Annotated in this window: 15 protein-coding genes; 6 read left to right on the top strand and 9 right to left on the bottom strand. The window is 33.8% G+C overall.

All coding sequences use genetic code 11. The annotated features are described in order from the left end of the window. The first annotated feature begins 3 nt into the window (after positions 1-3). From KHA98_RS05285 to KHA98_RS05260, 6 genes are all read left to right on the top strand, one after another. A complete protein-coding gene (locus tag KHA98_RS05285) occupies positions 4-471 on the top strand; it encodes a hypothetical protein (protein WP_213256008.1) in 468 nt (155 codons plus the stop codon). 482 nt (positions 472-953) lie between these two features. Next, positions 954-1,772, top strand: a complete 819-nt coding sequence (gene kdsA / locus KHA98_RS05280; RefSeq protein WP_213256006.1) for a 3-deoxy-8-phosphooctulonate synthase — start codon at positions 954-956, stop codon at positions 1,770-1,772. A 19-nt stretch (positions 1,773-1,791) separates the two neighbouring features. Further along, positions 1,792-2,697 (top strand): hypothetical protein, encoded by a 906-nt coding sequence (locus tag KHA98_RS05275; RefSeq protein WP_213256004.1) that lies wholly within the window; start codon positions 1,792-1,794, stop codon positions 2,695-2,697. A gap of 102 nt (positions 2,698-2,799) precedes the next feature. Further along, a complete protein-coding gene (locus tag KHA98_RS05270; RefSeq protein WP_213256002.1) occupies positions 2,800-3,468 on the top strand; it encodes a YiiX family permuted papain-like enzyme in 669 nt (222 codons plus the stop codon). 86 nt (positions 3,469-3,554) lie between these two features. Beyond that, on the top strand, positions 3,555-4,007 hold the full coding sequence (locus tag KHA98_RS05265; protein ID WP_213256000.1) for a hypothetical protein: 453 nt from the start codon (positions 3,555-3,557) through the stop codon (positions 4,005-4,007). A 4-nt stretch (positions 4,008-4,011) separates the two neighbouring features. Continuing rightward, positions 4,012-4,317, top strand: coding sequence for a hypothetical protein (locus KHA98_RS05260; protein ID WP_213255998.1), 306 nt, complete (start codon positions 4,012-4,014; stop codon positions 4,315-4,317). A 185-nt stretch (positions 4,318-4,502) separates the two neighbouring features. On the opposite strand, the gene KHA98_RS05255 is transcribed toward KHA98_RS05260, so the two are convergent. From KHA98_RS05255 to KHA98_RS05215, 9 genes are all read right to left on the bottom strand, one after another. Beyond that, a complete protein-coding gene (locus tag KHA98_RS05255) occupies positions 4,503-5,891 on the bottom strand; it encodes a M20/M25/M40 family metallo-hydrolase (protein WP_213255996.1) in 1,389 nt (462 codons plus the stop codon). A gap of 149 nt (positions 5,892-6,040) precedes the next feature. After that, positions 6,041-7,972, bottom strand: coding sequence for a family 43 glycosylhydrolase (locus KHA98_RS05250; protein WP_213255994.1), 1,932 nt, complete (start codon positions 7,970-7,972; stop codon positions 6,041-6,043). 25 nt (positions 7,973-7,997) lie between these two features. Further along, complete coding sequence (locus KHA98_RS05245) at positions 7,998-8,771, bottom strand: glycerophosphodiester phosphodiesterase family protein (RefSeq protein ID WP_213255992.1); 774 nt, start codon at positions 8,769-8,771, stop codon at positions 7,998-8,000. Between the two features lie 89 nt (positions 8,772-8,860). Further along, positions 8,861-11,161 (bottom strand): beta-glucosidase BglX, encoded by a 2,301-nt coding sequence (bglX, locus tag KHA98_RS05240; protein ID WP_213255990.1) that lies wholly within the window; start codon positions 11,159-11,161, stop codon positions 8,861-8,863. Between the two features lie 10 nt (positions 11,162-11,171). After that, complete coding sequence (locus tag KHA98_RS05235) at positions 11,172-11,885, bottom strand: carboxylesterase family protein (RefSeq protein WP_213255989.1); 714 nt, start codon at positions 11,883-11,885, stop codon at positions 11,172-11,174. Between the two features lie 6 nt (positions 11,886-11,891). Continuing rightward, entirely contained in the window at positions 11,892-13,268 is a 1,377-nt protein-coding gene (locus KHA98_RS05230) for a glucoamylase family protein (RefSeq protein WP_213255987.1), read from the bottom strand. Positions 13,269-13,339: 71 nt separating this feature from the next. Next, complete coding sequence (locus KHA98_RS05225) at positions 13,340-14,836, bottom strand: RagB/SusD family nutrient uptake outer membrane protein (RefSeq protein ID WP_213255985.1); 1,497 nt, start codon at positions 14,834-14,836, stop codon at positions 13,340-13,342. A 4-nt stretch (positions 14,837-14,840) separates the two neighbouring features. Next, positions 14,841-17,870: a SusC/RagA family TonB-linked outer membrane protein gene (locus KHA98_RS05220; protein ID WP_213255983.1), complete on the bottom strand. Its 3,030-nt coding sequence runs from the start codon at positions 17,868-17,870 to the stop codon at positions 14,841-14,843. A gap of 244 nt (positions 17,871-18,114) precedes the next feature. Continuing rightward, the gene (locus KHA98_RS05215; protein WP_213255981.1) at positions 18,115-20,859 is read right to left on the bottom strand and encodes a helix-turn-helix and ligand-binding sensor domain-containing protein; all 2,745 of its coding nucleotides are present in this window, start codon (positions 20,857-20,859) and stop codon (positions 18,115-18,117) included. Positions 20,860-20,940: the final 81 nt, after the last annotated feature.

The raw sequence follows: 20,940 nt of genomic DNA, 5'->3' as shown, positions 1-20,940 counted from the left end.
AAAATGATCAGAACAAAAACGGCATTTATTGTATTCTTGATTTTGTCTCTAATTATATTTCCGTATTACATTATTTACTTACAGTCTGATTTTTTATCCTCTATAGTTCCAGGCTGGAATACTAATATTTTTCCCGGCGAAATTATGGGAGATTTATTAAAATTTCTGATTCTAATTGTTACTGTTTATTTTTATTGGAAACTTTCTAAAATCCTGAATGAATTTAGCTTTAGAAGATTTATAGTTCATTTTTTACTGACTCTTCCGGCTATTATTATTTCGAAAATCAGTTATTATGAGTTTTTCAATTTTAATACTTTAGATGCTGAAAGACTGATTCAAAAAACGCATCTTATTGTTTATTCCATTACGTTAATCAATGTTATGTTTTTTATTAGTCAGGCGCTTTTTTGGAGGTTTTATTCAAAAACGAAAAGAGCTTTCTCAAAGCATTCCAGCAATAATCTTTAGACCAATCCACTTTAAATAATTTAACTTAATTTCACATAATTCCACTAAAGTACTAGCCCTGATAGCAGCGGAAATCCTTTTTTGAGAAAGCCTATTTTTTATGGTCGTTGCAGAGCGACCAACGGAAGCTCCTGCAAGGACCCAGAAAAAAAGGATTACGATAAAAAGATTGAAGCGAATAGCAGGAATAGCTACTTCTGTTGCTTCTTATTTTAGTGATTTCAATTTAGTTTTTGATTAAAAGGTGGAGAGCAAAAAAAGTATTAACTGCAAAACTTTAGGACATGATAAATGTCATTTATTAGTTTCCATTAATGCTTTAATATTGCTTCGAAAAAAGTATTTAATCATTTTTAAGAAATTTTAAAAATATACTAATTCTATTAGCTGCCAGCCAGCCATGGTAGTTCTTAAAATAATCATAAATCTTCATCTGAAACTCATAAATCATAACTACCTTTGCACTGTCAAAAAATCATATTATGAACATACAACATATTCCTCAAATTAAGCATACTGACAGCGGGAATTTCTTTTTATTGGCGGGGCCTTGTGCTATCGAAGGAGAAGAAATGGCGCTTAGAATTGCTGAAAAATTAGTTGGTATTACCGACAACCTTCAGATTCCTTATGTATTTAAAGGATCTTTTAAAAAAGCAAACCGTTCCAGAATTGATAGTTTCTCTGGAATTGGTGACGAAAAAGCATTAAAAATCTTAAGAAAAGTTTCGGAAACGTTTCATGTTCCAACAGTTACAGATATTCATACGAATGAAGATGCTGAAATGGCGGCACAATACGTAGACGTTTTGCAAATTCCGGCTTTCTTAGTTCGCCAGACTGACCTTGTTGTTGCTGCGGCCAATACAGGAAAAGTGGTAAACCTGAAAAAAGGACAATTTATGAGTCCGGAAAGCATGAAACATGCGGTTCAAAAAGTATTAGACTGTAACAACGAAAACGTAATGGTTACAGATCGTGGTACTATGTTTGGTTATCAGGACATGATTGTTGATTTTAGAGGTATTCCTACTATGCAGCAATATGCTTCTACAGTACTTGATGTTACGCATTCGTTACAACAACCCAATCAAACTGCCGGTGTTACGGGCGGAAGACCAGATATGATCGAAACTGTTGCCAAAGCTGGTATTGCAGTTGGTGTTGATGGTATTTTTATCGAAACGCATTTTGATCCTGCTAATGCAAAAAGTGATGGCGCTAATATGCTTCATTTAGACTATTTCGAAGGTTTAATGACTAAGTTAGTTGCTATTAGAAAAACAGTTAACTCATTCTAAAATTATAATACTAAGTTCTTTGAAAACAAAATTTTTATTTTTCGTTTTGCTGGGATTTTCATTAAGCACTTTTGCACAAGATGAAATTCCGGTACAAAAATATGCTGCTCACAATAAAGGAAAATTCTTTGTTATGTGGGGTGGAAACAGAGAAAGTTACTCTAAATCTGATGTAAATTTCAGAGGTAAGGATTACAACTTTACAGTTGAAAATATGGCCGCACATGATAAACCAAAAGGTTGGCACGTAGACTATATTAATCCGGTAAATATGACGATTCCACAAACTAATTTAAGATTGGGGTACTTTTTTAGCGATCATTATAGTGTAACAATTGGTGTTGACCATATGAAATATGTAATGTCACAAAATCAAATTGCAAACATAAACGGTAACATCAATTTACCTGCAGATGATCCCGGATCATACTACAACGGTGAGTATATCAACAGACCAGTAGACATGTCTTTACATGGTGCTCAGGAAGGTGGTTATGATAATGGTATTCAGCAAGGAAATCCTCCAGCTTTCCTGATGTACGAACATACAGATGGTTTAAACTACATTAACACTGAGGTCGCAAGATTTGATGATGTTTCTAAATGGTTTGGATTGCCTAATATTGATAAAGTTCAGATTAATTTAACTGAAGGTTTGGGTGCCGGAATTTTATATCCTAAAACCAATACAACACTTTTAGGTAAAGAACGTCATGATGACTTTCATGTTTCGGGTTATGGTGTTTCTGCAAAAGCGGGTCTTAATGTTACTTTTTTCAAGCACTTCTATATTCAGGGTGAGTTGAAAGGTGGTTATATCAATATGCAGGATATTAAAACGACAACAAGTAACGAAGATAAAGCCTCTCAACACTTTACTTACTTTCAACGTATTATTGCCGTTGGAGGAATTTTCAGAATCTAATATTTGCATAAAAATATATTTAAAAAATAGCTGTCATTTTATTTGGCAGCTATTTTTTTTATTATTTACTTTGTACTTCAAAGTACTTTAAAAATATACTTTATGAAAAAATATTTATTTCCGCTGATTACTTTTATTCTAAGTTTTGGATGCGCCTTGTTTGTTGCCCTGAAAGTTTTTCCAAATAATCCGTTTACGGGAACAGCACCTGAAAAAACGGTTGCAAGCAAATACAAAGACGGCGATATTATATTTCAGACTTCAGAATCGAAACAATGTGAAGCGGTTCGTATTGCAACTAATTCTAAGTTTTCGCACTGCGGAATTATTTATGATATTGACGGAAAATGGTTTGTTTTTGAAGCGGTTCAGCCCGTGAAACTTACACCTATTGAAGACTGGATTAAACACGGAAAAGATAATAAGTATGTGGTAAAAAGATTAAAAGATGACAGCGCTTTGAATCCGCAGGTTTTACAAAAAATGAAAGAGTACAGCCAGCAATTTGATGGTAAAGAATATGATGCTTATTTTGAATGGACAGATAACAGGATTTACTGTTCTGAACTGATCTGGAAGATTTACAAGAATGCTGCAGGAATTGAGTTATCTAAACTACGGGAACTGAAAGAATTTAACCTTGAAGACACACGAGTTCAGAAGATTCTAAAAGAGCGTTATGGAAAAGATATTCCGCTTGAAGAAAAAGTCGTTGCCCCTTCTGATCTTGCCAATTCTAATTTATTAAAAACTGTAATAGACACTTATTAATATCCAAAAAAAGCTAGTGGATAATTCTCTGGCTTTTTTATTTGCTAACCAACTTTGAATTTCAAAGAACTTTTTAAAACTATTTTATGAGAGATTTTTTAATTGAAAAACTATACGAATGTTCGAAGAAACCTTATCAAAAATATTTCAAGAAAAATGAGCCCTGGAATATTCCAAAATCGAAATTAATGGATTATCCGGAAGATAGTTTAGGATTTGGTCTGGGTAGTTTTTTGTATAAAAATCATTTTGACATTCAGGAAAAACTGGAAGATCACGACATCATTCATGTTTTAACCAATACGGGAATTTCTGTTTACGAAGAAATTGGAATGCAGTATTATTTGCTGGGAAACGGAAAGAAAAGCTTGTATTTGTTTATGGTCATTTTATCCGGTACTACTTTTTATCCTAAACGAATACAGTATTTCATTCATCAATACAGAAGAGGAAGAAAAGCGCTTCCGTTTCATTATTTAGATTTCTCAAAAATGCTTTTTATGCCTGTTCAGTCTATTAAACAAACTTTTAATATTTAAAATTATGAAAACGCTTAACGACAACCCTTTTGAAGAAAAAGAATCAACCGAGTTAGCTGTTGGTTCATTTATCATCAGTACAGTTTTAATGCTTCTTTATATTCTTTCAAATGAAAGTCCGACTGTTTTAGTAATTGGCTGGCCATTTGCTTTAGGTGCCATCATTGTCAATACAATTATGCTTGTTCATTTAACAGATCGTTTTATTCATCTGCCTCAGCAACGAAAAGTTATTGGCATTAAAATTTTGATTTTGTTATCGAATATTCCTATTGCCTTTTTTTATTATTTGATTGCGATGAAATCTTGATTCTTACTATATGATTTGTCCCAATTGGATTTTCGGATAATTTACACCTGCTCTGACGGATTGAAATCCGTCGCTACAATATGACACATTCCTACGGAATTAAGTACAAAAAAAAATGCCCCAAATAGTTTTTAACTTTTTGGGGCATGTTCAAATTTGTGGCTTTTCAAATTTATTTAAAAATCTTAATTTGCTTTTTTTGTTTCGATTCCGTTTTGGTCTAATAAATACATTAATGCAGTCATTGTTGCAGCACCAAGTTCTAACTCTCTTTTGTTGATAGCGTCAAATTTATCATTTGCTGCGTGGTGGTAATCAAAATAACGTTGTGAATCTGGTTTTAAACCCGCTTTAACGATTGCCTGAGACGTCAAATGATTAATATCTGAACCTGCGTGGCCAATTGTAAAACTATGTACTAAATAAGGCTCAAAAAGATCTCTGTATCCTTGTATCTTTTTTAAATTGGCATCATCAGCTTCAATTGAAAATCCGCGTGGTGAAAATCCGCCTGAATCACTTTCTAATGCAAAAATGTGATTCTCTTTCTTTTGCTTAGAAACTTCTTCATATTTCGCTCCACCTTTTCCTCCATTTTCTTCGTTCATAAACAATACTACACGAATGGTATTTTTAGGTTTGTAGTTTAAGTTTTTCAAAATACGAATTACCTCCATACTTTGTACTACTCCTGCTCCATCATCATGAGAACCATCAGCTAAATCCCAGGAATCTAAGTGTCCTCCAACGACCATAATGTTTTCCGGAGTTACTGTTCCTGTTAATTCTCCGATTACATTATAAGACTTAACATCCGGCAAAGTTTCACAAGATTGTTTGAAATAAAATTTTAAAGACGGGTTACGTTTTAAACTCGCACTTAACAATTCTGCTCCGTTTGTACTAATCGCTGCTGTTGGAATATATTGCTCTTTTGGTAAATCTCCGTAGCTCTGTGCTCCTGTGTGTGGAAAATCATCCAAACGTAAATTCATCGAACGAACAATTGTTCCTACTGCGCCTAGTTTTGCCGCTTCTTTTGCTCCGGCATATCTTTGATCAACACATGCTCCGTAAGAGGTAAATGTTTCGATGTTTTCAGGATTCATTGGTCTGTTGTAAAACACAATTTTTCCTTTTACTTTATCTCCAAGTGCTTCCAGTTCTTTGATGCCCTGAACTTCTATTATCTCTGCAGTAAGTCCTGTTTTTGCTGTTGCAACTGAACCTCCTAAAGCACAAATTGGCACAGCCGTTTTGGTTTTATTGTCTAAAATAAAAGCTGTTTCTTTGGCGCCACGTACCCAGTGCGGTACCATAACTTCCTGCAGGTAAACTTTGTCCAGTCCTAAACTTTCTAATTGCGTTTTAGTATACTGAACTGCCTGCTCTGCAGTTGCTGATCCTGACAGACGGCTTCCGATATCATTTGACAAATATTCTAACCAAGTGTAGCATTTAGCTTCGGTTAAAGCTTTTTTATAAAATAATTTAATGTTCTTTTCATCATTTGACTGCGCAAAAGATGTTAATCCGCTTAAAACTATTGCGGTTAAAAGAATCGTTTTTTTCATAGGTTTATTCCGTTTTTGGGTTGTTTTCACAAAGGAACAAAATTCTTCAGACGTGTAAGAGTTTTTGTTTCACCTTTTCTCAAAAAAAAACCTTGATTGCAAATTATTTTGTTTGCAATCAAGGTCTTTATAAGTTTATAGGCTAAAATCTATTTCACTTCTATAATTTTAGTTTTTGTACCAATTCCATTTTCATTGAATGGTTCAATTGTAAAATAATATTTTGTGCCTTTATCTAATCCTCTAAAATCGTATGAGCTTTCGTCATAAACCATAATACTGTTGTACAATTTATCAGGGCTGATTCCGTAATAAATATTATATCCAATAGCATCTGTCTGTTTTTTCCAGCTAATCATTGCATTTCTTGAATCTTTAGCATTTCTCGCCACTTTAAAATTAGAAACTGCTTTTGGTTTGGCTTCTAATCCGTTTCCGAAAACTCTGAAATCTGAGATTGCAAATAATCCGGATGCATTATGAATATTTACCATTTTGATGTAACGCGCCTTAAATGATTTTGTCAATTCTACATAATCGTGAGGAACATCTTTCGTATTTTGAGATTTATCTACGACCAATGTCCAGTTTTGAGCATCATCAGACATAAAGATTTTATATTGATAATAAATATCCATTGCTTTATTGTACTGAGTTGCTTTATGATCGGCATAATTGATCTGAAGGGCATTTATATCCATTGATCGTCCTAAATCAAGTTGCAGCCATTCTCCGGGAGCATCTGTTTTTGCCGACCAATACGTCTGAATATTTTCATCTGTTAAATTATTTGCACCGTAGCAAAACTTCTCGTACACTTTTTTCCCTCCATTATCCATTCTATGGGTTTCGACTTCCATACAATCCTCCGAAGAAGAAACTGTAACCGGTTTTTTATACGAAAGCAACATCCAGCCTTTTGAAGCTCCTTTTTCCTGATTTCTCTCACTGGTTGGTAGAACGGTTGGAAAATCGCCATAAGCCGTAATAGAATACATTACATCATCTTTATCAAATCCGGCAGGGAACATATCAATACGACGTTCAAAACGATCTTTAATAGAGATTTTACACGTTCCGGTATTCCAGTAATTTCCATAGTTATCTGCAAAAGTATTTCCGTGTCCGGCACCAATTACAAATCCGCCTGGTTTGTATGACATCGGATTATGTTTTTGATAAGTAAAAGGCCCTAACGGATTATCACCTACATGCACACCATTTGCATAGCCTTTAAACTCAGTTGCTGGCGCACCATATTGCATATAATATTTTCCGTTGTGTTTGGTCATCCAGGCTCCTTCAATAAAATTCCCCCACGGAGCCGGTTCCATATCATTATTAGGACCAAAACGCTCCCAGCCATGATTTGCAGGATCTAAACCTACAACTTCTTTTATTTGACCGTACGGACGCTGAATATCTTCTACTTCTGTCGCTTTGTATAATTCTGCATAATCTGCCTGATTTCCTTTTGGCAGCCAGGTATTATAATCGACTTCTGTACCTACAAGTGGTAATTTTCCGCTTGATCCATAATACATATAGACTTTTTTGTCGTCATCCTGAAAAATGGCAGGATCCCAGGTTGGTAACATGGCTTTGTTTACGTGACGTGTCCATCTTCCTGATTTTGGATCGGCAGTTTTCCAGATTGGATGGTCTCTTTTCCAAGTTGAACCAACGTAAAATAAGGTATCGTTTACAACCCACGCAGCTGGTGCGCACTGGTCATCATCGCCAGGTTGTCTCTGAAAACTTCCGTAAACAAAATTCCAGTCTGACATGTCTTTACTCCAAAAGAAACCAGCCTGATTGGTCGCAAACAAGTAATATTCGCCTTTGTAAGTAATAATTACCGGATCTGCACTTGAACGGCGGGATTCCGGAATTCCGTTATGATTGTGAGTTGTATAATTGTAGCCAATATTGATTGGATTACAATAAGTCGTCGCTGGCTTATTTGGATCAAACCATTCCGTTTTACCCGGAAGAGCCAGATTTTGAGCCTGAATATTGTTGTTAAAAAACAGCGCAAACAATATAACGGGCAATGTAAACTGTTTATATATTTTTTTCATGATTTGGTTTGTTTTTGTAATGCAATTACTTTTTCTTGTTTATTCTCTCCTGCAAAAGCTCCGGTTCATTTGTAGTGATATAATTGAATTTATGATCAATAATCCAATCCATATCTGCCGCTTCATTTACTGTCCAGGCGTTTAGAATAATATTGTTGTCTTTTGCTTCCTTAATCCATTCCGGATGTTTTTTGAAAACGGAATAATGATAATCAACACCATTAATTTTGTCTGCTTTAACTTCCTTTGGAGATTTATTTCCTTCCAGATATTGCAATGATGTTTTGGAATCAATCGCTCTGATTTGTTTTAGAATATCATAATCAAAACTGATGTAGCAGGTATTTTTATCGGCTTTTAATTTTTTAATGGTTTCGACAGCTGCTACACCCGTTTTTTGTCCTCTTTCTTTACTGATTTCCGAAGGTTTGATTTCGCAAACCAAAAGAGTATTTTTATTATTTTTTATTCCTTCTGAAATGTATTCGTGTAACGTTGGCAACTTTTCACCATTAGACAATTTAAACTTTTGTAAATCTGCGTAATTGGTTTCTTCAATAAGCAATTTATTGTAATGTGCATCGTGATTGATGACAAGTGAATCATCTGCGGTTCTCCAAACGTCAAACTCTGATCCTGTCAAATTTAAATCGATGGCATGTCTTAGAGATGCTATGGAGTTTTCGGGCATATTATTTTTTTTCCAGGCACCACGATGTGCTACAATGCCATTCTTTTGTACACTGCAGGAAGAAAAAACTACTAACAGAACTAATGAAGTTATTTTAAAAGTATTCATACGATTTAGAAATTAAAAGCGAGCTTTATACTAGAAAAAAAGCCCTTCGCTAACCAACACGAAGGGCTAATTACTAATCAATAAACCAACTATTTAGTTAACTCAAAACTAACTTTCTTGTCGGCAGCTGAATTTCCTCCAACGAAAATTTCAAACTGTCCAGGCTCTGCTACGAATTGTAAATCAGAGTTATAAAATTTTAAATCTTCAACAGTAATATCAAAACTTACTGTTTGTTTTTCACCTTTTTTAAGTGCTATTTTTTGGAAACCTTTCAATTCTCTAACTGGTCTTGTTACTGAACCAACTAAATCTCTGAGGTATAACTGAACTGTTTCTTTTCCGTCAAAATTTCCTGTATTAGCCAAATCAACTGTAACTTTTAATTTTCCTGTTGGATTCATTTTATCAGATGAAATCTTCAAATTTGAATAATCAAAAGTGGTATAACTTAAACCAAATCCAAATGGGAATAAAGCTTCGTTTCTTTCGTCGATATAGTTTGATCTGAATTTCTCGAATTTTCCTTCTGTGTTAGAAAGTGGTCTTCCTGTGTTTTTGTGTGCGTAATAAATTGGCAACTGACCAACGCTTCTTGGGAAAGTTGAAGTCAATTTTCCTGAAGGATTTACATCTCCAAATAAAACATCAGCAATAGCGTAACCTGCTTCTGTACCCGCAAACCAAACGTTTAAGATTGCAGGAACTGTTTTTGCTTCGTCTGTAATTACCAACGGACGTCCGTCGAATAAAACTAAAACAACTGGTTTTCCTGTTTTTAATAAAGCGTTTAATAAATCTTTTTGTGCCTGAGGAATTTCTAAGTTGGTACGGCTGCTTGATTCTCCGCTCATTTCTGCAGATTCTCCTAAAGCGGCTACAATTACATCTGATTGCTCAGCAACTTTTAGAGCTTCTGCTAATAATTCTTCTTTTGAACGACCATCACGGTGTAATGTTTTTCCAAACATTGTTGCGTTAGTTTCAAAAGTTTCATCATAATCTAAGTTACTTCCTTTTGCATATAAAACTTTTGTTCCTGCTCCCGCCACTTCTTTGATTCCTGCTAATAATGAAATAGCATTTTCCATTTTTGTAGCTACACTCCAGGTTCCTGGCATATTTTCTTTAGCATCTGCTAATGGTCCGATAAGTCCAATAGTTCCTGATTTTTTAAGAGGCAATACCTGATTTTGGTTTTTTAACAATACTAAAGATTGTGCAGCAATATCACGCGCTTCTTTACGGCTATCCATTGTAAAGATTTCAGTTTTAGCTCTTTTTTCGTCACAATATTTATAAGGATCCTGGAATAAACCTAAATCATATTTTGCTTCTAAGATCAGTTTAACAGCATTATCGATTGTTTCGATTTTAACTTTTCCTTCATCTAAAGATTTTTTCAAAGTTCCTAAGAAACCTTCTCCAACCATATCCATTTCAACTCCTGCATTTAATGACAAAGCCGATACTTGTTGAAGATCTCCCATTCCGTGCTCGATCATTTCAGGGATTCCTGTAAAATCTGTTACCACAAAACCTTTAAAACCCCATTGTTTTCTTAGAATATCTGTCATTAACCATTTATTTCCTGTTGCAGGAATTCCGTCAATTTCATTGAAAGAAGCCATAACCGAACCTACACCAGCATCAACAGCTGCTTTGTAAGGAGGGAAATAATCATTAAACATTCTGATGTGACTCATATCAACTGTGTTGTAATCACGTCCGCCTTCCGGAGCACCGTATAATGCGAAGTGTTTAACACAAGCTAAAATTGAATTGTTTTTAGAAAGATCGTGTTGTTGGTAACCATTAACCATTGCTTTTGCAATCTGGCTTCCTAAATAGGGATCTTCTCCTGAACCTTCAGAAACTCTTCCCCAACGCGGATCACGAGAAATGTCTACCATTGGTGAAAATGTCCAGTTGATTCCGTCTGCACTAGCTTCTTTTGCAGCAATTTGCGCACTTCTTTCAATTAAGCCCATATCCCAGGTACAAGACAATCCTAACGGAATTGGGAATGTTGTTTCATATCCGTGAATAACATCCATACCAAAAAGCAAAGGAATTTTTAAACGGCTTTTTTCAACCGCAATTTTTTGAACTTCCTTAATTTTTTGAACTGATTTAATGTTGAACAAACCTCCTACTTTACCTTCAGCAATATTTTTTGCAACATTGGAGCTGTTTGCCTGTCCTGTTGTAATATCTCCTGATGTAGGTAAATTTAATTGCCCTAATTTTTCATCTAATGTCATTTTTGACATTAACTCTGCTACAAACTCCGACTTAGGTTTAATTTTTACTGTACTCTTTGTGTTCTTTTTTTGAGCGTAACCCAAAACAGCACATCCTAAAAAAAGTAAGACTAATTTGTTTTTCATTCTATTTTATTTATTTGTTCGTATTCTTTTTATTCTGTTTAAACATCCAGTCGTATATTTCCTGATTGTCATAAACTTTTGTCCAACTATCGTGATTTGCATCATCAAAAATCGTCAGCTTTACATCTTTTGCATTGCATTTTTTCAATTCCTTGTAAATCGCAATTGCATAATTCACATTTACCACATCATCCAATAATCCGTGGAAAATTCTGGTTGGAATATTGGCTATTTCACACGTTTTTTCTAACTGAATTAAATCTACAAAGCCTGCGACAGGTATGTTTGCGGCAAATAGATCCGGATGTGCAAAAGCCAAATTCCATGAAGCCCAGCCTCCTGAGCTCAAACCAGTAACATATATTCTATCAGAATCAATTTTGTTTTCCTTCTGAATTTTTACAATCAGCTGGTAAATTGATTCTATATCCCAATTTTCGTCTTCTTTGCACTGCGGTGCTAAAACATAAGCGTCTAATTGGTGCGTTTTTAAATATTTTAAAGGACCGTTAATTTTTACTTTTTCAAGATCGGTTCCTTTTTCTCCATCTCCCGAAATAAAAACGATTAAGGGCTTTTTCTCCTTAACATTTGCCGGACGATGTAGAACATAACCCAACTCATATTTAGACATTATAACTGTATTGATTTTTCCGGTTGTTTCTGTTTGTCCAAAAACAATTATAGAAAAGAACAGAAATAAAAATGCTGCTTTATACTTCATAGAATATTAAATTCCGTATTTACCTGATTTAAAACCAAGTTTTGTTAATCCTTGTTTTACTTCCGGAGCATTCATAAATAATTTCCAAAGTAAACCTGTACGGTAATTTTCGATCATCACTATTTCCGGGCCCTGATCAATTGCTAAATAGCGTTTTGCTACCCAATTGTCATTTCCTAAACTTAGTGCATCATAAAAGCCTGCATCGCCCCAAGTTTTATCTTTATGATTTTCGTATAAATTACGTATTACAGCCATTGATTCTTTTGGCGTATAAACAATTGAACTAATTGCAGCAGTCGGAGAAATTACGTCCTGATCATTGCTTGGCATGTGTGCATTATATCCAATTGAACCGTCAGGATTTCTTGAATAAGATGCTGTTAAGCCCCAATAATCCTTACCGTAACCTTTAAACTTTTTAGGATTTTCTAAACAATATTGGTAATCGATCTTAACCTGATTTACGTTCAGATCCCAATAGTTTGCATATTTATCTGTTAATTGATTAGGATCTAATCCTACATAAGAATAATGCGCCCAAAATAATGGCCCGCCAAATTCTTCAGCACCGTTGTGTTTTAGCACTAAAGGAATATTATATTTAGTTTTTGAAGAAACAATTCCGCCACTTCTTGCCCAGCCTTCATGGTATGCTTTTGCATCAATACCGTGTGTTGGCGAAGAAGCTGCCAAAATATAAGTAATTAAACATTCGTTGTATCCTTCCAGCGGGAAATTCATTTGCCAGTCGTAGTTTGGTGACCAGTGCCAGTACAGAACATTTTTGTTATTAGTATACCATTGCCATTCTACACCTTTCCAAAGTGCATCGTATTTTTTTGCAACTGCTTTCTCTTTTTCAGAACCATCTTTCAGATATTCACGAACAGTAATCATGCCTGAAATTAAAAATGAGGTTTCGACTAAGTCTCCTCCGTTATCTTTAGTCCCAAATGGTTTTACTTTTCCTGTATTTCCGTCAATCCAGTGTGACCATGCTCCGTGAAAACGATCTGCTTTTGCAAGAAAATCGGCAATTTTATCTAATCTTTTTACTCCTTCTTCTTTTGTAACATAACCTCTTGACATTCCTGAAACAATTGCCATTAATCCAAAACCAGATCCTCCTGTTGTTACAATATGGGGGTCTTTGTCTGGATAATTCCCATCAGGATGATAACGTTCTCTTCCTAATCCGGAATTTGGTTCGGCATAATCCCAAAAATATTTAAAGGTTTGTTTTTGAACGACATCTAAAAGTTGTTCATCTGTCAATACAACGCCAGAAGTATTTTCTCCTGTATTCTTTTTTGTTTTGTCGGCATTTGATCCGCAACCAAAAAAAGTAAAAGCTAAAAATAAAACTGAAATTCTAATCATTATAAAAAATTTAAAATGTAAAAAATAATCACTTCCCTCAGTAAACTGAAGGAAGTGATATATAAATGGTATTAATTATAACCAGGATTTTGAGTACTTAAACCTTGAGCCTGCAAAATAAATGATGCAGGAATTGGGAATAATTCATTTTTACCTACTGTAAATACTCTTCCATTAGGGAAATAAATACTTTTGTCAGCAGCAAAGGCATCTTTAGCCTGACCAGTTCTAACTAAATCAAAGAATCTGTCAAATTCAAATGCTAATTCAACTCTTCTTTCTTTCCAGATCGCCGTTTTAACTGCCGCTTGAGAAGTTGCAGGTGTTTCATCTAAACCAGCTCTGTGTCTAATTATGTTAAGCAGCGAAATAGCTTCTGAAGTTTGGCCTAATTCATTTAAAGCTTCCGCTTTCATTAATAAAACTTCGCCATATCTTAAATACTTAATATTGGCATCTGTTTCCCATCCATTTGTGAATGCAGAAGAATAAGCTTTATAGTTATATCTTGGATTAGGATCCGTTTGTCCTTCTTCAACTTCTACTGTTGGAACTACAGTACCATCATACAAAGTTGTTCCTCTAAAAATAATAGTTGCATCTTTTCTAACATCTCCTGCTTCATAAGCGTCTACTAAACTCTGAGAAGGTTGGTTAAAACCCCATCCCCAAGAATCACGCACACCTTGAGTGTTTGAATATCCTTGAATTCCACGTGCTGGTACAGAACCAACACCATTTATTTCAAAAATAGATTCTCCATCATTTTCTCCTTCAAGCCTAAACATTTTAGCGTAATCGGGAGAGATAATGTATCCTGTAACCTTATTACAATTATCCAGAACACTTTGCCATTTTTTCTGATACAAGCTTACTTTGGCCAATAAAGCATAAGCCGCACCTTTTGAAGCTCTAGCTTTTTCAGCATCAGCATATTGAGATTTATTTGGTAAAACCGCAGCAGCTTCATTTAAATCTTTTTCAATGAAAGCATAAACTTCAGCAGCTGTTTTACGAGTTAACTGCATTGCTTTATCTTCTGCTGATAATGGAATACTAGATACGTGATCAACAATTGGCACACCGCCGTAACATTTCACTAATGTGAAGTACATAAAAGCTCTTAAAAACTTAGCCTCACCCATTAATCTATCTCTTAATGCAGGATCAGCTTTATCTAATTTAGGAAGAATAGCCAATGCCTGATTACATCTATTGATTCCGTCGTAGTTAGCATTAAATGTACTTTCAGCAGATGGATTTGATGCATTATAAGTTAAGGCATCCAAAACATCTTTATCAGTACCTGTATCACTTGGTGTTGAACCTTTGTCAGCATCATCAGATGTAATACTTGCTAAACCAATCCATCCAAATGAACTCATATCCCAGTCCAAAAACTTGCTGTAAATAGCAGTAACAAATGTTTTTGCTCCATTGTCATTGTTATACAATTCGATGTCGTCTGTAGAAACTGTTTCTGATTGTTTAACATCCAAGTAATCATCAGCACATCCTGTAAAGGTAAATGCTGCTAACACGAAGATTGATATATATATCTTTTTCATAATATTAAAATTTTAAATTAGCACCAATTACAAATGATCTTAATGTTGGATAAGCATCCAATTCTACACCTTGTGTTCCGTAAGGATTACCATCACCATTTAACTCAGGAGAAAAACCAGAGTATTTCTGTGTAATGAAAGGGTTGATTGCATTAAAATAAATTCGGCAAGAACTAATAAATTGATCTTCTTTAAGAGGAAGTTTATAACCTAAAGTGATGTTATTGATTCTAAAGAAATCTCCAGATTCCATGTAGTAAGTTGAAGCTACAGGAACCGTATTAAATGGTCTTGGATTTGGCGAAGTTGTATTTGTTGGTGACCAAAAATCATTTGTCATAGAAGCTTCTATGTTTTCACCTCCAAAACGTTGCGCTTTTTTACCATTGTATACTTTTGCTCCACCTGTACCATATCCGTCTACTGAGAAATCAATGTTTTTGTAAACAATTCCTAAAGAAACTCCGTAGTTAGATGTTGGTAAAATTGAACCTACATATTTTTTATCAGCTGTTGCAGATAATGCATCCTGAGTTACTTTGGCACCAGAAGCATTATAGTAAAGCATATTTCCGTTTGCCGGATCTACACCTGCATATTCATAAAGATAAAAACTACCTAATGGCTGACCAATTGAGTTGTTGTACAACAACTTAGTATCCTGTCCATTTCCTAAATTACCTCCAATAACCTGAGATAATGAAACATCTTTTAAACCTGTAAGTTCATTTTTATTGTGAGAGAAGTTACCTCCTACCCAGTAGCTTAAATCGTCAGTAATTTTATCGTCCCAACGTAATGCTAATTCATATCCTTTGTTTGAAACTTCACCAACATGAGATGGAGTTGCTACAGTAATACCAGAAGTTGGAAAAGGCTTAATGTTCAAAATAACATTATCAGTATTTTTATTATAAACATCAACAGATCCTTTTAATCTGTTTCCTAAGAATTCAAAATCAATACCTGCAGAAGTTTCTTCAGTAATTTCCCATGTTAAAGTAGGGTCAATTTGAGAAGTAATACTAGTACCTTCATTTAAAATAGAACCACCTAAATAACTATTTAATCCAGAAGCATAACCTTGATTGTTTAATGGTACATTTTGGTTACCCAATTTACCCCAGCTTCCTCTTAATTTAATTAAATCAACTCCTTTAATATCTGATAAGAAGCTTTCTTTTGTCATAATCCAACCAAGACCTACAGATGGGAAAGTTCCCCAACGATAATCTTTAGCAAAGTTTGATGATCCGTCACGTCTGATAGTTCCCGTCAATAAGTATCTGTCCATTAATTTGTACTGAGCACGACCAAAATAAGAAGCTAATTTACTTTCGTTGAAAACGATATCTTGTAAATTTGTAACAGTACCAGAATAATCAACACCTTTTGAATCTGTTGCATTATATAAAGACCAATAATTAGAATCCGGACTTACATTTTTTCTAGTAATTACCAATTTCTCTCTAGGGCCTTTTACAGAAGTCTCAATACCTGCCGTTAACTCAACATCGTGAATGTTAGCAAATACTTTATTGTAAGTAAAATAGTTAGATAAATTCCAGTTGAAATACTGCTCTCTTCCTCTTGTCAATAAATTGATAGGATCTGATGAAGGATATTTCGACTCAACACGAGTTGGATTTGCCGCTAACCAAACATTTTTAGTATCTTCATAATTATATTGTTTCCAAGTATAATACTCTCCATTAAATTGTGAGGTAAACTTTAAACCATCAATGATTTGATAATCTAATTTCAAACCACCTTGAAGAGTAACACTTCTTTGTTGCTCATTATAAAAATCTAATTGTGCAACTGGGTTTCCAACATTGTTAAATGAGCTACCAGTTGGACTTGCTACTCCATTAGCATCTGCGAAAGGCACACCATATTGACCGTTAGCAAAACGTACAGGAACAATTGGTGATTGTTTGTATGCATTTGTAAATGCACTTAGCGGTTTTGGAGCAGAATTAGCTGATGTAAAACTGAAGTTTTGATTTAAAGTAACTTTTTTAGAAAGTTTAAACTCATTGTTATTTCTAAAACTTGTACGGCTATAATCTAAACCGTTAAGAACTGCTTTTTCCTGATAGTTACCAGCACTAAAAAAGTATTTAACATTTTCTGAAGCACCAGAAATAGAAATATTATTTTGTGTATAAGTTCCTGTTCTTGTAATTTCGTCTAGCCAATTAGTATTAACTGGTTGATCTGTAGAGAATTTATTTGTTCCTAAGGCTGCGTTAGAATAGTTTGCATATTGATTTGCGTCAGCCATTTTAACCTTTTTAAGCGGTGTTCTAACACCTCCGAAGCTTTCAATTTCTACCGAAACTTTATCTCCTTTACCTTTTTTAGTAGTAATAATGATAACTCCGTTTGCAGCTCTCGTTCCGTAGATTGCTAATGAAGAAGCATCTTTAAGAATCTCATAAGAAGTAATATCATTGGTATTAATATTATTGATGTTTTCAGTTGGCATTCCATCAACAATATATAAAGGATTTCTTCCTCCTAGTGCAGTACCTAATCCTCTAATAACCACTGAAGGTGTACTTCCCGGAACATCAGATGAAATTACCTGAACCCCAGCAGCTTTACCCTGAATAGCTTGTGAAGCATTCATTACCTTTGTTTTTGTAACATCTTCAGCTTTCAATGATGTAATGGCCGAAGTATTATCAATTTTCTTTCTGGTACCGTAACCAATTACAACAACTTCTTTTAAAGCAGTATCGCCTGCTTCTTTTAAGGTAATCGACATAGCTCCTGCAGTAGCAGTAGTTGATACAGAATCAAAACCAAGCATAGAGATCTTTAAAGTTTCTCCAATCTTAGCATTAATGGTAAAATTACCATCAAAGTCAGCATCAGTAGATGTTCTGGATTCCGAAGCACTAATTATAGCTCCCGGAACTCCCATTCCACTACTGTCTACTACTTTTCCTTTAATTGCCTGTGCCTGTCCCATCATATATGATGGCAGCAACAAGAGTGCTAAAAAGCTAAAAATAAAATTTTTCATACAGTATGTAATCGTTTAAGTTAGTAGAGCCAAATTAAACAATTACAACGTTGTAGTACATCAAACAGCACTACTACATAGCTACATCATTGTGTTAAAATTATCGTGTATACTAATGATAATCAATGTTATAATTATCAAAAAATTTACATTAACATAACCTTATGATGTAGTAATGATGTATTGTAATTCTATAAAGAATGAATTGAAAAAATATAAATTATTTAAAAAATAAAATCAAATCTTACAGACTTAATAAAAACTTTGACAGGTTTTCTTCCTGATTAAGGTTTAATTTCTTTCTTAAACGATATCTGTGCAGTTCTACACCTCTAAAAGAGATGTTCATCATAGGTGCAATTTCTTTTGAAGAGAGGTTCATTTTAAGATAAACACACAGTTTTATATCCTTTGGAGTTAGTTGTGGATACTTTTTAGACAAGGTAATGATAAACTCATTGTGAATTTGATTCAGATTGGTTTCAAAAATCTCCCATTCATGTTTATTCACTTCATTTATCTTAATTGCTTTTTTAATTTCGCTTTTAAGTTTATTGAAGTCTTTCTCAGATTCCAGAATATTTTGAATCTTATCAATCATTTCGCTTTGCTTCGCGATAGACAATGATTTTCCTGCTACTTCTGAAGCTTTGGTTTGCAATTCGAGTTCCAGAATATGCTTTTCATATTCCTGAATATTTAATTCATTTTCTGTTTTAAGCTCCATTTCCAGAATTTCGCGCTGATGCTTTAATTCTTCTGCCTGCAACTTTAACTTTTGTCTATAACGTAGTTTATTCCATTTATAATAAAAAAACAGCACTGCTCCTATTACTAATAAATAAAGAAGAATCATCCAAAATGAAAAGTACCAGGGTTGTGATACTCTAAAATCAAAACTGGAAACTTTATCATAATTTACTCCGTCGTGTTTAAAAATCACAATAGAATGCGAACCACTGCTTAAGTTATTCAGAACTATTGTTCCATTTGAAATTGGAACGTAATTTTTACCTTTATTTATCTGATAAAATAAATTTGGCTTGCTGGCTCCATAAATTCCGGAGATAACATTAATTTTTAATTCTGTATTATGCTTAATCTTTCCATCGTCTGGTAAAAGTGTGTTTTCATTATAAGCTTCGACTTTGACGCCTTTATTTTGTTTATTCTCATAACCTAACTGAAGAGAAATAAATCCATCATCTAAATTCATTAAATAATGGTTGTTGCTTTTGAAAATTCTTAAGTTTTCATTGATCAGTTTTCCTTTATAATATTTCTCCTGAATTATGTTCCATAAAAATTTATTTCCCTGCGCATAGATATGATACAAAATCCCATCCTGTAGCACAATAAAATGATCTTCGTCTATGGCGACAACATCAGAAATGTTTTTAAAATTAGAATTGAATAAAACATTCTCTTCTAATTTATTTGAAATAGAATTAAAAGTGTACCAAACATTATTTATCAGGAAAAGCAACTCTTTTCTAAATTCAAAAATCTTAACCCCAAAGTCATTTTTTATTTTACTCTGTTGTGTAATATTTTCAACTTTTAAGGTTTTGTAATTGTCATCAAAAAGGACCCTGTATAATCCACGATAATTATCTGCTGCCCAAATCTCATTTCTTTTATTTTGTGCAACATATTTAATTGGTTTTGAGAGTTCATTAATTTTTTTTGTTTTTCTTAAATCTGAGACATCGTCATAAACCAGAATTCCGCTATAAGTAGATTGAAAATAGGTGTCATTAATAATACTTTTGGATAAATTCCAACCGCCGCTTACATTATTAATTTTAGTTAATGCGCCATTTTCATAACAAAAAGTTCCATCGTTATGACCAATTAAATATTTATCACCAATTTTCGTAATATTCCAGCCTTGTCCCTGTGTATTAGAAAGCATTTTAAAATTTCCCGAATCGAACTCAAAAATTCCATGGTTTGAAGCGATCAGATATCCTTTATTGGTAGTCGCAACCGAATAAACTGATCCTAAAATTCCGGAATTATCATAAAAAAAAGAAATTGGCGAATTTACCTCAACATGAGCAATTCCGTTATCCAGACCAAGCCATAAATCTTCTTCTTTATCAAGACCAATGCTTAAGACGGAATTATTCATCAAAACATTATTTCTATCGATATTCTTGAAAGTATCTTTACTTAAATCATAAATAAAGACTCCTTTATTACCGGTTCCTATAACCAGTTTATCATTCTTAATAAATTTAGCAACATTAATTCCATTTGATTTTAAAGTTTCATTCAATGGATTATTCCACGGTTTTAAACCCTCTCTTTCGACAATAAAAATTCCTTTTTTCTGTGTAAAAATATAAGTCTTCTCTTTATACTTTTCGACTGCATGAACAACAGTATTTTTTAAAACATTCCATCCTTTTGGATTAGTAATTTTGGAACCGTTCATTTTAAACATCCCTTTGCTTACAGAAGCTACGTAAAGATTCTGATCGACTGCAAAACAATAGGAGATTAAAAATGGAAATTTAATTTTTTGAATATGCTTTCCGTCATAAATAAAAATATCATTAAAAGACTGAAAATATAAAGCCCCATTAAACCTGAAAATTTTCCAGATTTCTTCATTGTCTTTTTCATCAAATAAACGGAGATTTTTAGTGATTGAAACATAGTGCATTTCTCCATTTTCTCTGTGCCAATAGCCAAATTCTTTATAAGAGCCCGAATATATTCGATCACCTTCGATTAGTATGGAACGAATAATGGTTTTATTGGGCAATGAATATTTTTCCCATATTACGCCATCATATCGCAGTAAATAGTGATTATTGGCAAAATACATTGCTTTGTCTTTTCCCTGAGCAATATTCCATATTTGGTTGTCTCCCTGATAATCTGATTTACTGTAGTTTTCGACGAAAGGAAGCAACTCTTGTGCCTGAATTTGAAAAGCAATGAAAAAGAGGAAAAGTGATTTTAAAAGTATCGATTTCAAGATATTCGGTTTTATATTCAAAGATACTGACAAATATTTAATTTGGAGGCGTAAAAAAAGCTTCCCGATAGAGAAGCTTAG

Source organism: Flavobacterium branchiicola (assembly GCF_018383905.1).
GTDB classification, from domain to species: domain Bacteria; phylum Bacteroidota; class Bacteroidia; order Flavobacteriales; family Flavobacteriaceae; genus Flavobacterium; species Flavobacterium branchiicola.
The sequence above is the reverse complement of the archived record's forward strand: the minus strand, read 5'-3'. Positions and strand labels throughout refer to the sequence as shown.